1 protein-coding gene is annotated in these 377 nt (G+C 69.0%); it reads right to left on the reverse strand.

Translation table 11 applies throughout. From position 1 onward, the window contains the following. On the reverse strand, nt 1-377 hold a 377-nt coding region (locus LO50_RS23525), incomplete at both ends, for an urease accessory protein UreF (protein ID WP_272867668.1).

Consider the following 377-nt stretch of genomic DNA (forward strand, 5'->3'; position numbering starts at 1 on the left):
AGTGCAAGCCCGGGCTCGTCGGCAGCGGCCAGGCAGTCACGCGCTGGCTGGTCGAGTTCCGGCAGGCCGTCGAGCAGCTGCGTCAGGGAATAGCCCATCTGCCGGCTTTCCAGCTGCAGTTCGCGGGTTTCGCGGCTGGCGCGGTGCTCGGCGACGAGCTGTAACAGGCGCGGCCAGTTGTCCCGTGCCGCTGCTTCGCAATGCGCGAGCAGCAGCGGCGCCTCGAAGCGCGCGAGGTTGAGCAGCAGTTGATCCTCCAGCCAACGCCGGGCGCTGTCCGGGTCGTTCACCCAGCCGTTTTCCACCGCCATTTCCAGACCCTGGGAATAGCTGTAGCCGCCGATCGGCAGCTGCGGGCTGGCCAGCCGGAGCAGCGC

Source organism: Stutzerimonas stutzeri, assembly GCF_000935215.1.
Lineage (GTDB): Bacteria > Pseudomonadota > Gammaproteobacteria > Pseudomonadales > Pseudomonadaceae > Stutzerimonas.